The 16,142-nt window shown below is 69.4% G+C and carries 2 protein-coding genes and 1 pseudogene; all 3 read left to right on the top strand.

All coding sequences use genetic code 11. The annotated features are described in order from the left end of the window. Nucleotides 1-133: 133 nt before the first annotated feature. The 3 genes and pseudogenes from G6N54_RS04920 to G6N54_RS04910 all read left to right on the top strand — a co-directional run bounded on the left by G6N54_RS04920 (nucleotide 134) and on the right by G6N54_RS04910 (nucleotide 16,009). Nucleotides 134-6,541, top strand: coding sequence for a type I polyketide synthase (locus G6N54_RS04920; protein ID WP_163788804.1), 6,408 nt, complete (start codon nucleotides 134-136; stop codon nucleotides 6,539-6,541). Nucleotides 6,542-6,558: 17 nt separating this feature from the next. Beyond that, nucleotides 6,559-12,932: pseudogene (locus tag G6N54_RS04915) on the top strand (SDR family NAD(P)-dependent oxidoreductase). Next, the gene (locus G6N54_RS04910) at nucleotides 12,932-16,009 is read left to right on the top strand and encodes a type I polyketide synthase (protein ID WP_163788803.1); all 3,078 of its coding nucleotides are present in this window, start codon (nucleotides 12,932-12,934) and stop codon (nucleotides 16,007-16,009) included. Before G6N54_RS04915 ends, G6N54_RS04910 begins: the two are co-directional and overlap by 1 nt. Nucleotides 16,010-16,142: the final 133 nt, after the last annotated feature.

Below are 16,142 nucleotides of genomic sequence, written 5' to 3'. Positions count from 1 at the left end.
GCGTGTGGACTTCGCCGCCTCTGCTAGGCATCCGAGCCGTTGAATCCTCGTTTCCTGGATGCAGATATCTTGCAGGTAGGCGCGATTACGCAGCTTTGCCCGCTTCGTTGGGCAGCACGGAAGGCCGGGTTGCATGAATAGCACTCCTGAAGAGCTGATCAAGGCCCTCCGCGCGTCGCTCAAGGAAAACGAGCGGCTGAAGCGGGAGAACCGCGAGTATCTCGCCTTGGCAACCAGGGAAGCAACAGAGCCGGTGGCCGTGGTGGGGATGGCGTGCCGGTATCCGGGCGGCGTGAACTCCCCGGAGGCGTTGTGGGAGATGGTGGTTGAGGGCCGCGACGTCGTGTCCGACTTTCCGGCCGACCGCGGCTGGGAGCTGGCAGAGCTGTTCGATCCCGATCCCGACGCGGCCGGCAAGTCGTACAACCGGTGCGGCGGATTCCTCTCGGACGTCGCCGATTTCGATGCCGCGTTCTTCGGAATCGCGCCCAGCGAGGCGCTGGCGATGGATCCTCAGCAACGGTTGCTGCTCGAAGTGTCGTGGGAAGCGTTGGAGCGGGCCGGGATTGACCCGGTCACGCTGCGCGGCTCAGCCACCGGTGTGTTCGTCGGAATCTTCCACGGCTCCTACGGCGGCCAGGGCCGCGTCCCCGGCGACCTGGAGCGATACGGATTGCGCGGTTCGACGCTGAGCGTCGCGTCGGGCCGGGTCGCGTACTCGCTCGGGCTGGAGGGCCCGGCGGTATCGGTGGACACGGCGTGCTCCTCGTCGCTGGTGGCCTTGCACCTGGCCGCGCGGTCGCTGCGCTCGAGCGAGTGCGATGTGGCACTGGTCGGTGGTGTGACCGTGATGGCCACCCCGGCGATGTTCGTGGAGTTCTGCCGGCAGCGGGCGTTGTCGGCCGACGGCCGGTGCAAGGCGTACGCCGGTGCCGCCGACGGGACCGGCTTCTCCGAGGGGGTCGGCGTGCTGGTGGTCGAGCGCCTGGCCGACGCGCGGCGGCTGGGGCATCGGGTGCTGGCGGTGGTGCGAGGGTCCGCGGTCAATCAGGACGGCGCCTCCAACGGGCTGGCGACGCCCAACGGGCCCGCGCAGCAGCGGGTGATCCGGGCGGCGCTGGCCAGCGCCCGGCTCGGGACGGCGGACGTGGATCTGGTGGAGGGCCACGGCACCGGCACCACCCTGGGCGATCCCATTGAAGCCCAGGCGATCCTGGCGACCTACGGGCAGGATCGCCCGGCCGATCAGCCGCTGTGGCTGGGTTCGATCAAGTCGAACATGGGCCACACGTCGGCGGCGGCGGGCGTCGCCGGTGTGATCAAGATGGTGCAGGCCATGCGGCACGGCGTGATGCCCAAGACGCTGCACGTGGATGTGCCTACGCCTCATGTGGATTGGTCGGCGGGCGCGGTGTCGCTGCTGACCGATCAGCGGGCGTGGCCGCCCGTGGATCGGCCGCGCCGGGCCGGGGTGTCGTCGTTCGGCATCAGCGGGACCAATGCGCACGTGATCTTGGAGCAGGCTGCGCCGTTGGAAACCATTGGCGGGCCTGGTGTTAACGATATGCCGGTGGCGCCGTGGGTGTTGTCCGCCCGCTCCGCCGAGGCGCTGGCGGGCCAAGCTCAGCGGCTGCTGGCACGCGTGCAGGACGACCCGCAACTCGCGGTGGCCGACGTGGGGTGGTCGCTGGTGTCGGTCCGCTCGGTGTTCGAGCATCGCGCGGTGGTCGTCGGCACCCGCGACGAGCTGATCGCGGGGCTGGCCGGGCTGGCCGCGGGGGAGGTGGGCGCCAATGTCGTGGTGGGGCGCGCCCAGGCGGTCGGCAAGACGGTGTTCGTGTTTCCCGGCCAGGGCTCGCAATGGATCGGCATGGGGGCCCAATTGCTGAACACCGCACCGGTATTCGCCGAGCAGCTGAACCGGTGCGAGAAAGCGCTCGGCGAGTACGTGCAGTGGTCCCTGATCGACGTCATCCGAGGCGCGGCGGGCGACCCGGGGCTCGACCGGGTGGACGTGGTGCAACCGGCGCTCTGGGCGATCATGGTGTCGCTGGCCGAATTATGGCGCTCGCTGGGTGTGCAACCCGATGCGGTCATCGGTCACTCGCAGGGCGAGATCGCGGCGGCCTGCGTGGCCGGCGCGCTGTCGCTGGAAGACGGCGCTCGAGTGGTGGCGCTGCGCAGCCGGCTGCTGGTGCAGCTGTCGGGGGCCGGGGGCATGGTCTCGCTGGCGTGCGGCTTGGAGCAGGCGCGCGACCTGCTGGCGCCAGCGGGTGAGCGCCTGAATATTGCCGCGGTTAACGGTGTTTCAGCAATCGTGGTCTCCGGCGAGGTGGACGCCCTCGAGGAGCTGATGCGTCGGTGTGAGGGCGCCGGCGTGCGAGCCCGCAGGATCGACGTGGACTACGCCTCGCACTCGGCGCAGGTCGACGCGATTCGTGAGCCGCTCGTCGAGACCCTGAACGGTATCGAACCCCGATCGTCGTCGGTCACTTTCTTCTCCACCGTGACCGGCGAACCCCTCGATACCGCTGGTTTGAACGCGGACTACTGGTTCCGCAGCATCCGCCAAACTGTGCAATTCGAGCAGGCGGTGCGCACCGCCTGCGACGCCGGTTATCGGGTATTCATCGAGTCGAGCCCGCATCCGGTGCTGGTCGCCGGCATCGAGGACACGGTCGCCGTTCGGGACCCCGCCGGTGCCGTCGTCATTCCCTCGTTGGGCCGCGACGACGGCGGGCTGGACCGGTTCTGGTTGTCCGCGGGTCAGGCCCACGCCGCGGGTGTGGCGGTGGATTGGCGCGCGGTGTTCTCCGGCGCCCGCCAGGTGGAGCTCCCCACGTATGCGTTCCAGGGTCGTCGATTCTGGTTGCCGCCGTTGGACATTAGTGGTGGTGATCTGGGTGGCCTGGGCTTGGCCGGGGCCGAGCACGGCCTGCTGGGCGCGGTGGTGCAGCGGCCCGATTCCGGCGCGGTGGTGCTGACCGGCCGGCTGTCGCTGGCGGCGCAGCCGTGGCTGGCCGATCACGCGGTGGCCGGGGTGGTGTTGTTCCCCGGCGCCGGGTTCGTGGAGTTGGCCTTGCGGGCCGGCGATGAGGTCGGTTGTTCGGTGGTCGACGAGTTGACTCTGTCGGCTCCGCTGCTGTTGCCGGCCGCCGACGGGGTCCAGGTGCAGGTGGTCGTCGGGGCTTTGGCTAGTTCGGGTCGCCGGACGTTCTCGGTGTATTCACTTGGCGTGCAGCCCGATTCAGAATGGGCACTGCACGCCACGGGCGCATTGAGCGTAGGCGCGGACAATCCGGTCGCGGACTTGTCGGTGTGGCCGCCGGTCGGGGCGACCGCGGTGGACATCGGCGACGCGTACCAGCAACTGACGCAGCGGGGCTACGAGTATGGTCCGGCGTTCCAGGGTCTGCAGGCCATGTGGCGCCTCGGTAAGGAGGTCTTCGCCGAAGTCGCCGTGCCCGAGGTCGCCGGAATGAAGGTCGACAGCTTCGGCATCCATCCGGTGCTGGTGGATGCCGCGCTGCACGCGATGGGGGTGGTCGGCGACCAGGCCGAGACCATGCTGCCGTTCTCCTGGCAGGGCGTGTGCTTGCACGCGGCCGGGGCGTCGCGCGCCCGGGTGCGGATCGCGCCGGTGGGGGTGAGCGCGGTGTCGGTGGACCTGGCCGACGGGGCCGGCCTGCCGATTCTGTCGGTGCGCGAGTTGGTGGTGCGGCCCGTGTCGGCGGCCCAGCTGACGGCGGTGGCCGCCGCCCGGCGCGCGGGCGGCGGGCTGCTGGAGGTAGTGTGGTCGCCGGTTACGTTGCAGGCCACTACGATTCGCGATGCGGGTGTGACGGTCTGGAAGCCGAGTTCCGGCGCTTCGGTCGGGTCGGTGTATGCGGCCACGCACGCGGCGCTGGGTGTGCTGCAGTCGTGGCTGGCGGGCGATGACGCACGGCTGCTCGTTGTGTTGACCCACGGCGCGGTGGGCCTGGCGGGCGAGGCTGTCACCGATTTGGCGGGTGCGGCGGTGTGGGGTTTGGTGCGCGCGGCGCAGGCCGAGCAGCCCGGTCGGGTGGTGCTGGCCGACTCCGACGGCTCACTGGAGATCGAAGACGTCATCGCCTGTGGCGAACCGCAATTGGTGGTGCGCTCCGGCGTCGCGCACGCGGCGCGGCTGGGTGCCGTCGGTGCCGGCGCGGTGCTGGAGTTGCCGCCCGGCGGCTGGCGGTTGGTCGCCGGTGGCGGCGGCACCCTGGAAGACGTGGTCGTTGCCCCGGCCGTACCGACCGAGCTGGATCCCGGGCAGGTGCGGGTGGCGGTGGCCGCGGTCGGGGTGAATTTCCGGGATGTGTTGGTGGCGTTGGGAATGTATCCGGGCGGCGGCGAACTCGGCGTCGAGGGCGCCGGGATTGTGCTCGAGGTCGGTCCCGGCGTGGCGGGGCTTTGCGTCGGCGACGCGGTGCTGGGCCTGCTGGGCGTCGTCGGTTCCGAGGCCGTGGTGGACGCGCGGCTGGTGACGGCGGTGCCGGCCGGCTGGACGCTGCCGCAAGCCGCGAGCGTGCCGGTGGTGTTCTTGACCGCGCTGTACGGGTTGTCGGTGCTGGCCGGGGTTAAAGCCGGCGAGCGGGTGCTGGTGCACGCGGCGACCGGTGGGGTGGGGATGGCGGCGGTGCAGCTGGCCCGGCATTGGGGTGCGGAAGTATTCGTCACCGCCAGTCGTGGCAAGTGGGACACGTTGCGCGCGATGGGTTTTGACGATGATCACATCGGTGATACCCGGACGGTGGATTTCGAGGAGAAGTTTCTGGCCACCACCGGCGGGGCCGGGGTCGACGTGGTGCTCAACTCGCTGGCCGGGGAGTTCTTGGACGCCTCGCTGCGGTTGCTGGTGCGCGGTGGGCGTTTCATCGAGATGGGCAAGACCGACCTGCGCGACCCCGCATCGATGGCACCGGGCGTCATGTACCGGGCGTTCGACCTGATCGAGGCCGGCCCCGATCTTACCTCCACCATGCTCTCGGACCTGATCGCGATGTTCGACACCGGCGTGCTGGAACCATTGCCGGTCAAGACATTCGACGTACGGTCCGCCTCGTCGGCGTACCGATTCGTCAGCCAGGCCCGACACACCGGCAAGGTGGTGCTCACGATCCCGGACGGCCCCGGAGACGCGATGCTCACTGGTTCCGGGGGTGGGCTGGCCGGCGGCAGCGTGCTGATCACCGGCGGCACCGGCATGGCCGGCTCGGCGGTGGCAGAGCATCTGGTGGCGCGCTACGGCGTGGCGCATGTGGTGTTGGTCAGCCGCAGCGGTGCCGCCGGCGAGGGCGTGGCCGAACTGACCGACCGGCTCACCGGCGCCGGGGCGCAGGTGACGGTGGCGGCCTGCGATGTGGCCGATCGGCATGCCTTGGCGGCGTTGATCGCTGAGTTGCCCGCCCGGTATCCGCTCAAGGGAGTGATCCACACCGCCGGGGTGATCGACGACGGGCTGATCGAGTCCTTGACACCGCAACGTATGGACACCGTGCTGCGGGCGAAGGTGGACGGCGCCTGGAATCTGCATGAGCTGACCCGGGATGCGGACCTGTCGGCGTTCGTGATGTTCTCGTCGATGGCCGGCATCGTTGGCTCCCCGGGTCAGGGCAACTACGCCGCGGCCAACAGCTTCCTCGACGGGCTGGCCGGCTATCGGCGTGCCCAGGGATTAGCGGGATTGTCGGTGGCCTGGGGACTTTGGGAACAGGCCAGCGGCATGACCCAACACCTCGACGAGCGCGACAAGGCCCGCATGAGCCGCGGCGGGCTGGCGCCGCTGTCCACCCCGCACGCACTGCGACTGTTCGACGCCGCGATGCTGGCCGAACGTGCCGCGCTGGTCGCCGCGCGCATCGACTCCGGCGCGCTGGCCGACAACGGCGCCACGCTGCCGCCGCTGCTGAGTCAGCTGGTCGCGCGGCCCATCCGGCGTGTCATCGACGAATCCGACACCACCTCGGCCTACATGACCAGCCTGGTCGCCCGCCTGCAGGGCCTGTCGGCCGAGCAGCGGCACTGCGAGCTGGTGGACCTGGTCTGCCGCAACGCCGCCACGGTGCTGGGCCGCCCCAACGCCGGAGACATCGACGCGGGATGCGTGTTCCAGGACCTCGGGTTCGACTCCCTGACCGCCGTCGAACTGCGCAACCGGCTGAAAACCGCGACCGGACTGACCCTTTCGCCGACACTGATCTTCGACTACCCGACACCGATCGTGCTGGCCGAACACCTCGACAGCCGGCTGGTGGTTCCGACCGACTCGGAGCCGGCCCAGCAGGCGAATCTGATGGCCCGCTTCAACGACATCACCCGCGAGCTGCAAGCACTGCTGAGCCAGGCTGATTGGCAGCCCGAAGACAGGCCGCACCTGACCACCCGCATCCAGACGCTGCTGACCACGCTCAGCGCCCACCTGGATCCACACGACCAGCAGGAAGCCGACGACGAGGACATCCACAGTGCCAGCGAAAGCGAACTGTTCGCCATCCTCGACGAAGAACTCGGCTCGTAGGACGCCAAGGAGCACCCGTGTCGGACACCGACAAACATCTTGACTACCTGAAGCGGCTCACCGCGGATCTGCGGCGCACGCGGCGGCGGGTGGCCGAGCTGGAAGGCAAGCTGTCCGAGCCGGTGGCGGTGGTCGGGATGGCATGCCGGTATCCGGGCGGCGTGGATTCGCCGGAAGCACTGTGGGACATGGTGGTTGAGGGCCGTGACGCCGTCTCGGATTTTCCCCCGGACCGGGGCTGGGACGTGGCCGGGCTGTTCGATCCCGATCCCGATGCCCCCGGCAAGATGTACGTGCGGCAGGGATCGTTTCTCTCCGAAGCGGGTGATTTCGATGCCGGCTTCTTCGGCGTCGGTCCCAGCGAAGCGCTCGCGATGGATCCCCAGCAGCGGTTGATGCTGGAATTGTCCTGGGAAGCCTTGGAGCGCGCGGGAGTTGACCCGCTGGGATTGCGGGGTTCGGCGACGGGCGTGTTCGCCGGCGTGATCCACGCCGGCTACGGCGGGCAGGTCGAAGGCGAGCTGGAGGGCTACGGGCTCACCGGCTCGACGTTGAGCGTGACCTCGGGTCGGGTGTCGTATGTGCTTGGCCTGGAAGGCCCGGCCGTGTCGGTGGACACGGCGTGCTCGTCGTCGTTGGTGGCATTGCATTTGGCGGCGCAGTCGCTGCGGTCGGGCGAATGCGACCTGGCCCTGGTCGGCGGCGTCACGGTGATGGCCACGCCCGCCGCCTTCGTCGAATTCAGCCGGCAGCGGGCGCTGGCCCCTGATGGCCGCTGCAAGGTGTACGCCGGAGCGGCCGACGGCACCGCCTGGTCGGAAGGTGCCGGAGTCCTGGTGGCGGAGCGACTGGCCGACGCGCGCCGAGCCGGGCATCCGGTGCTGGCGATCGTGCGCGGCACCGCCGTCAATCAGGACGGCGCCTCCAACGGGCTGACCGCACCGAACGGGCCCTCGCAGCAACGCGTCATCCGCACGGCGCTGGCCAGCGCGGGCCTCACCGCGGCGGACGTCGACGTGGTCGAAGGACACGGCACCGGAACCGTGCTCGGCGATCCGATTGAGGCGCAAGCGTTGTTGGCGACCTACGGGCAGGATCGCCCGGCAGACCGTCCGCTGTGGTTGGGGTCGATCAAATCCAATATCGGTCACACCTCGGCCGCCGCGGGTGTGGCCGGCGTCATCAAGATGATCGAGGCGATCCAGCACGGGGTGCTGCCGCAGAGCTTGCACGTCGATGTGCCGTCCCCGCACGTGGATTGGTCGGCGGGAGCGGTGTCGGTGTTGACGGAGTCCCGGCCGTGGCCCAGCGGAGACGGGCCGCGCCGCGCCGGGGTGTCGTCGTTCGGGATCAGCGGGACCAACGCCCACGTGATCATCGAACAGCCGCCGGCTGCGGAGTCCGAAGATCTTGTCGCCGAACCGGATTCGGTCCAGACGGCGTGGGTGCTGTCCGCGCGCTCCGAGCAGGCGCTGGCTAATCAGGCCAAGCGGTTGCTGGCGCGGGTCTCCGGTGACGCGAAGCTGAGCCCGGCGGACGTCGCGTGGTCCCTGGTGACGACGCGCGCGGTGCTCGACCACCGGGCCGTCGTGGTGGGCGCGGACCGCGACCGCCTGATCGCCGGCTTGAGCGAGCTCGCCGACGGAGAGCCGGGCGTGGGTGTGACGGCGGGCCGGGTCCGCTCGGCGGGCAAGACCGTGTTCGTGTTTCCCGGCCAGGGATCGCAGTGGCTGGGTATGGGCCGGCAGCTCTACGAAGGTTTCCCGGAGTTCGCGCACGCATTCGACGAGGCGCTCGCCGCGCTGGATCCGCATCTGCGATTACCGCTGAGACAGGTGATCTGGGGCGAGGACGCCGAGCTGCTGCAGAGCACGGAGTTCGCCCAATCGGCGCTGTTCGCCGTCGAGGTCGCGTTGGCGGCGCTGCTGCGGCACTGGGGTGTGCTACCCGACGTCGTGACCGGCCATTCCGTGGGCGAGATCACCGCGGCCTATGTGGCGGGCGTGCTCTCGCTTGCCGATGCCGCCAAGGTGGTCGCGGGGCGTGGCCGGCTGATGGCGGCGTTGCCGCCCGGGGGCGCGATGGTCGCCGTGGCCGCCGGCCAAGCCGAAGTATCGCCGCTGCTGACCGCGGACGTGAACCTCGCGGCGGTCAACGGACCGAATGCCGTGGTGATTTCGGGTCCCGACGCCGCCGTCACCGCGGTGTCCGACGAGCTCGCGCGCCAGGGCCGGCGGGTACACCGGCTGGCGGTATCGCATGCGTTCCATTCCGCGTTGATGGACCCGATGCTCGAGGAATTCGCGCAGCTGATGGCCGGCATCTCGGCCTCGCCGCCGCGAATAGCCTTGGTGTCCAACCTGACAGGACAATTGGCCGGTCCCGGTTACGGATCGCCCCAATATTGGGTCGAGCACGTGCGCCGGCCGGTACGTTTCGCCGACGGGGTGCGGGCCGCCGAGTCGCTGGGCGCCCGGGTATTCGTGGAGGTGGGTCCGGGACGCGGTCTCACCGCGGCCGTGGAGCAGTCGGTGACCAGCGAGCAGGCGACATCGGTGATCGCGCTCGCCAAAGACCGTCCCGAAGCGGAGTCGGCGCTGTCCGCGCTCGGCCAGTTGTTCACGATCGGCGTCCCGGTGGATTGGCCCGCGGCGGTCGGCGACGGCCATCGGGTCGACCTACCCACGTACGGCTTTGTGCGGCAACGATTCTGGCTACCCCTCGGAGCGGTCGGATCGGGCAATGTGAGCAGCGTCGGCCTGGCCCGCGCCACGCACCCGTTGCTGGGCGCGGTGGTGGAGCGGCCCGACTCCGGCGGCGTGGTGCTGACGGGTTCGCTGTCCGTGGGCGGATCGCCATGGCTCGCCGATCACGTCGTCGACGGCGTGGTGTTGTTCCCCGGCGCGGGTTTCGTCGAGCTGGCGCTGCGGGCCGGCGATGAGGTCGGTTGTTCGCTGGTCGACGAGTTGACGTTGTTGGCGCCGTTGGTGCTGCCGCCGGGCGGCGCCGCGCGGGTGCAGGTCGTCGTGGACGCCGCGGGGGAGTCGGGTTCGTGGGCCGTGTGGGTGTATTCGCGTGGTGCGGCCACCGATTCGGTCTGGGTACTGCACGCGCAGGGCGCGTTGAGTGCCGCCGCCCCCGAACCCCCGGCCGACTTGTCGGTATGGCCGCCGGTCGGGGCTTCGCCGATTGAAGTCGGCGACGCGTACGAGGTGCTTTCGGCGCGGGGCTACGACTACGGGCCGGCCTTCCGCGGCCTCCGTACCCTATGGCGGTGCGGGCAAGAGGTCTTCGCCGAGGTGAGCGCCGGCGAGGGTGCGACGATGGGCGGCTTCGGGATTCATCCCGTCGTCCTGGATGCCGCGCTGCACGCCTGGGGGATAGCCGAGGGCGGCGATTCGACGATGCTGCCGTTCTCCTGGCAGGGAGTCTGCCTGCATGCCGCCGGAGCATCCCGGGTTCGCGTCCGAATAGCGCCGGCCGGCACCGGGGCGGTGGCGGTGGACCTGGCCGACTCCACGGGCCTGCCGGTTTTATCCGTGCGGGAGTTGGTGGTTCGGCCGATCTCGATCGGTGCCCTCGCGGCCGCGCTCGCGGCGGCAGCCGGTGGTGGCGGCGGACTCTACGAAATCGCATGGTCCTCGGTGTCGTTGGAGCCCGACGCGGTTCGCGCCGAGGGCCTGACGGTGTGGGAGCCGAACTCCGGGACCCCCGACGGGGTCGGGTCGGTGTACGCGGGCACGCATGAAGCGTTGGGCGTGCTGCAGTCCTGGCTGGCCGGTAGCGACTCGGGGCCGTTCGTCGTGTTGACCCACGGCGCGGTGGGCCTGGCGGGCGAGGCTGTCACCGATTTGGCGGGTGCGGCGGTGTGGGGTTTGGTGCGCGCGGCGCAGGCCGAGCAGCCCGGTCGGGTGGTGCTGGCCGACTCCGACGGCTCACTGGAGATCGAAGACGTCATCGCCTGTGGCGAACCGCAATTGGTGGTGCGCTCCGGCGTCGCGCACGCGGCGCGGCTGGGTGCCGTCGGTGCCGGCGCGGTGCTGGAGTTGCCGCCCGGCGGCTGGCGGTTGGTCGCCGGTGGCGGCGGCACCCTGGAAGACGTGGTCGTTGCCCCGGCCGTACCGACCGAGCTGGCCGCCGGGCAGGTGCGGGTGGCGGTGGCCGCGGTCGGGGTGAATTTCCGGGATGTGTTGGTGGCGTTGGGAATGTATCCGGGCGGCGGCGAACTCGGCGTCGAGGGCGCCGGGATTGTGCTCGAGGTCGGTCCCGGCGTGGCGGGGCTTTGCGTCGGCGACGCGGTGCTGGGCCTGCTGGGCGTCGTCGGTTCCGAGGCCGTGGTGGACGCGCGGCTGGTGACGGCGGTGCCGGCCGGCTGGACGCTGCCGCAAGCCGCGAGCGTGCCGGTGGTGTTCTTGACCGCGCTGTACGGGTTGTCGGTGCTGGCCGGGGTTAAAGCCGGCGAGCGGGTGCTGGTGCACGCGGCGACCGGTGGGTGGGGATGGCGGCGGTGCAGCTGGCCCGGCATTGGGGTGCGGAAGTATTCGTCACCGCCAGTCGTGGCAAGTGGGACACGTTGCGCGCGATGGGTTTTGACGATGATCACATCGGTGATACCCGGACGGTGGATTTCGAGGAGAAGTTTCTGGCCACCACCGGCGGGGCCGGGGTCGACGTGGTGCTCAACTCGCTGGCCGGGGAGTTCTTGGACGCCTCGCTGCGGTTGCTGGTGCGCGGTGGGCGTTTCATCGAGATGGGCAAGACCGACCTGCGCGACCCCGCATCGATGGCACCGGGCGTCATGTACCGGGCGTTCGACCTGATGGAGGCCGGGCCAGACCACATCGCAACGATGCTGTCCGACCTGCTCGAACTCTTCGACGCCGGCGTGTTGAAGCCGTTGCCGGTCAAAGCATTTGATGTGCGGTGCGCGTCGGCGGCGTATCGGTTCGTCAGTCAGGCACGTCAGATCGGCAAGGTGGTGCTGACTTTGCCGGACGGCCCGGACGATCCGGTGCTGGCGAGTTCGGGGGGTGGGCTGGCCGGCGGCAGCGTGCTGATCACCGGCGGCACCGGCATGGCCGGCTCGGCGGTGGCAGAGCATCTGGTGGCGCGCTACGGCGTGGCGCATGTGGTGTTGGTCAGCCGCAGCGGTGCCGCCGGCGAGGGCGTGGCCGAACTGACCGACCGGCTCACCGGCGCCGGGGCGCAGGTGACGGTGGCGGCCTGCGATGTGGCCGACCGGGATGCGTTGGCGGAGCTGCTTAGTCGGCTACCCGCCCGGTATCCGCTCAAGGGAGTGATCCACACCGCCGGGGTGATCGACGACGGGTTGATCGCGTCGTTGACGCCGGACCGAGTCGACACGGTGTTGCGCGGCAAGGTGGACGGCGCCTGGAATCTGCATGAGCTGACCCGGGATGCGGACCTGTCGGCGTTCGTGATGTTCTCGTCGATGGCCGGCATCGTTGGCTCCCCGGGTCAGGGCAACTACGCCGCGGCCAACAGCTTCCTCGACGGGCTGGCCGGCTATCGGCGTGCCCAGGGATTAGCGGGATTGTCGGTGGCCTGGGGACTTTGGGAACAGGCCAGCGGCATGACCCAACACCTCGACGAGCGCGACAAGGCCCGCATGAGCCGCGGCGGGCTGGCGCCGCTGTCCACCCCGCAGGCACTGCAGCTGTTCGACGAGGCGATGCTCGCCGAACGTGCCGCGCTGGTGGCCGCCCGCATCGACTCGGCGGGGCTGGGCGCCGGCGGCGCCGTCCCGCCGGTGCTGCGGGACCTGGTCGCCCGGCCGGGGCGGCGACTGATCAGCGATGCCGACGCCGCGGTGTCGACATCGGGATTGGCCGCCCGGCTGCAGGGGCTCAGCCCCGAGCAGCGACACCACCAGCTGGTCGAATTGGTATGCACCAATGCCGCAACCGTTCTCGGCAGGTCCAACGCCGACATCGAGGCTGAACTGCCGTTCCAGGACCTCGGGTTCGACTCGTTGACCGCGGTGGAGCTGCGCAACCGCATCAAAATGGCTACCGGGCTTACCCTTTCACCGAGCCTGATCTTCGACTTCCCCACGCCCGCCGCGCTGGCCGAACACATCGACGAACAGCTCGGCTCCGTGAACCCCAGTGCGCCCGCGGACGGACCGGACCCGCTGGCGCGCTTCGCACGTTTCAATGACATCGCCCGAGAGCTGCAAACGCTGGTCAACCAACCCAATTGGACGCCGGAGGAGAGAACCCGCCTGGCCGCCCGCATCCAGACCATCGTGAGCGAGCTGGAAACTCCACCACCGCTGACGTCCGGCGAGGCACACACCCTCGACGACGACATCGCCACCGCCACCGAACGCGAACTGTTCGCGATCCTCGATGACGACCTCGGCCCCTGATGTCATCGACCGACATCGCGATCATCGGCCTGGCCTGCCGGTTGCCCGGCGCCGCCGGCCCGCGTGACTTCTGGCGTCTCGTTCGGGACGGACGGGAGGAGACCCGGCTGCCCGTTGACAGCGCCGAGTTCGACGCCGACTTCTTCAACCTGTCCCCCCGCGAGGCCACTGCGATGGACCCGCGTCAGCGGATCGCACTCGAATTGTCCTGGGAGCTTTTCGAAGACGCGTTTCTGGTGCCGGAAACCCTGCGGGACGAACGGGTTTCGATCTTCCTCGGAGCGATGACCGACGACTACGCCGTGCTGACCCTGCGCGACGGCGCCGACGACCTGGATCATCACTCGTTCGGCGGGGTCAGCCGCGCGATGATCGCCAACAGGATTTCCTATGCCCTGGGCTTGCAGGGCTCCAGCATGATCATCGATTCCGGTCAATCGTCGTCGCTGGTCGCGGTGCACCTTGCCTGCGAAAACCTGGGTGCGGGCGAGTCGGCGCTGGCAATCGCCGGCGGGATCCACCTCAACCTCGCCGACGAAACCGCAATGCTGGAAACGGAATTCGGTGCGGTGTCGACGTCCGGGCATACCTACACATTCGACGGGCGCGCCGACGGTTACGTGCGAGCCGAGGGCGCCGCGATGGTCCTACTGAAGCCACTGACCGCCGCCATCAGCGACGGAGACCGGATCCGCGCGGTCATCCGCGGCAGCGCGGTCGGCAATGCCGGACACAGCTCCGCCGGTCAGACCGTGCCGTCGGTCCCGGCACAAGCCGACGTGATCCGCCGGGCGCTGGACCGCGCCGGGCTCGGCGCCGACGACATCGATTACGTCGAGGCGCACGGGACCGGAACCGAAGTCGGCGACCCGGTCGAAGCGCGCGCACTAGGCCAGGTCTTCGCCACCCGCCAACAGCACCAGGTGCGGGTGGGATCGGTGAAAACCAATATCGGCCACACCGGCAGCGCCGCCGGCATCGCCGGCCTGCTGAAAGCGGTACTGGCCCTCGAAAATGCAACGATCCCACCGAGCCTCAATTACGACAGCACGGCTCCCGGCAATGAGCTGAAAAGCTTGGGACTCCAGGTCAACACCGCACTGACAGCCTGGCCAGACGAGGGACGGCCGCGACGGGCCGGGGTGTCGTCGTTCGGAATGGGCGGAACGAATGCGCACGTGATCGTCGAGGAGACGCCCGCACGGCCGGAAAGCGTGCTGGCCCAGCCGCAACGCGTCGCCTCGGTGCCCTGGGTGCTGTCGGCGCGCTCGGAGCGGGCGTTGACGAACCAGGCCGCGCGGTTGGCTACCCACGTCGCCTCCGGCGAAGGGTTGACCGTCATGGATGTGGCGTGGTCGCTGGCGACCACGCGCTCGACTTTCGAACACCGCGCGGTGCTGGTCGGCAGCGAACGCCAAGACCTCACAGCGGGTTTGAGCCGGCTGGCCGCCGGCGAGCCCGGGCTGGTCACCGGCCGGGCCCGGACAGCCGGCAAGACCGTGTTCGTGTTTCCCGGCCAGGGCTCGCAGTGGCTGGGGATGGGCCGCCAACTCCACGAGCGCTTTCCGGTATTCGCCCGGGCGTTCGACGAGGCCGTCGACGCGCTGGACGCCGAGCTGCGGTCGGGTTTGCGCGAGGTGATCTGGGGCCTCGACGCGGGACTGCTGGCGAACACCGAATTCGCCCAGCCGGCCTTGTTCGCCCTCGAGGTGGCCTTGGCGACGTTGCTGCAAAGCTGGGGAACCGAACCCGATCTGGTGATGGGCCATTCGGTGGGGGAGATCACCGCGGCGCACATTGCGCGCGTACTCACGCTGGACGACGCGGCGCGGCTGGTGGCGGTTCGGGGCCGCTTGATGGCGGGCCTGCCGGCCGGTGGCGCGATGATCGCGGTGGCGGCCGGCGAGAACGACGTGCTGCCGTTGCTCACCGACGGGGTGGCGATCGCGGCGGTCAATGCGCCGAATTCCGTGGTGCTTTCGGGTGCCAAGGCCCCGGTGCGGGCGGTGGCCGAGCGGTTGTCGCGCCAGGGCGCGCGGGTGCATCGGCTGGCGGTGTCGCACGCTTTTCATTCGGGGTTGGTAGAGCCCATGATTGACGAGTTCGCCAACCTGGTAGCCGAGATCAAAGCCGACGAGCCGCGGATTGGCTTGATATCCAACGTGACTGGTCAGTTAGCTGGTCGCGACTATGGATCGGCGCAGTATTGGGCCGAGCATGTGCGCCGGCCGGTGCGCTTTGTCGACGGGGTTCGGCTAGCGGAAGCCCTGGGCGCCAACATCTTTGCCGAGGTGGGCCCGGCGGCCGGTCTGAGCGCGGCGGTGGAGCAGTCGCTGACCCGCGAGCACGCCACCGCGGTGCCGACGCTGGTCGACGAGCGGCCGGAAATCGACGCGCTTTTGACCGCGGCCGGGCAGCTATTCGCCCACGGTTCCACGATCGACTGGCCGTCGGTTCTGAGCGGCCTGGGCGGTCGCCGGGTCGAGCTACCGACGTACGGCTTTGCCCGGCAACGGTTTTGGCTGGGCAAACGCGCGGACTCGCCGGCTCCGCTAATCGACCGGGCCGCGGATCTGGCCGAGCGGCTGCACGCGCTGGCCCCCGAGGACCAGCAGCGGCAGCTGCTGGAACTGGTGTGCACGCATGCGGCAACGGTGTTGGGGCACTCGAGCAGTCGCGATATCGACGTCGAGCGCGCCTTTTCCGATATCGGCTTTGAATCGCTGACCGGCGTCGAACTTCGTAACCGCCTCAAGGCCGCCACCGGGTTGGCCTTGTCGCGCACGCTGATCTTCGACTTCCCGACGCCGTCGGCGCTGGCCGAACAACTGCGTCGTCAACTGCTGCACGACGATCGCGACGAATCCGACGACGAGAAGACGTGGCAGACATTAAGAAAAATCCCGCTGCGCGAACTTCGGCGAACCGGTCTGCTCGACAAACTCCTGCTGCTGGCCGGCGAGTCCGACGCGCCGCCGGCCGATCCCGCGATCGACGATGACGTCATCGACTCGTTGAGCCCCGATGCGCTCATCGCTCTGGCGCTGGAGGCCGACAAGGCGGATGATGCTGAATGACGAAATCCGTGCTGGCGGACCTGATTACGCTCCGCTCTTTCCTGGTGGATCCGACACATGTTGAATAGCCGTATCTTTGCGGCCCTGAACCAGACCGCATAAACTTTTGTAGCAATGGGGGGGAATCGCTGTA

This window comes from Mycobacterium stomatepiae, from assembly GCF_010731715.1.
Classification (GTDB): Bacteria; Actinomycetota; Actinomycetes; order Mycobacteriales; family Mycobacteriaceae; genus Mycobacterium; species Mycobacterium stomatepiae.
The sequence above is the reverse complement of the archived record's forward strand: the minus strand, read 5'-3'. Positions and strand labels throughout refer to the sequence as shown.

Bases quoted from the DNA above. Each gene is read 5' to 3' on its own strand.
- G6N54_RS04920 (WP_163788804.1), top strand. From the start codon at position 134: ATGAATAGCACTCCTGAAGAGCTGATCAAGGCCCTCCGCGCGTCGCTC.
- G6N54_RS04910 (WP_163788803.1), top strand. From the start codon at position 12,932: ATGTCATCGACCGACATCGCGATCATCGGCCTGGCCTGCCGGTTGCCC.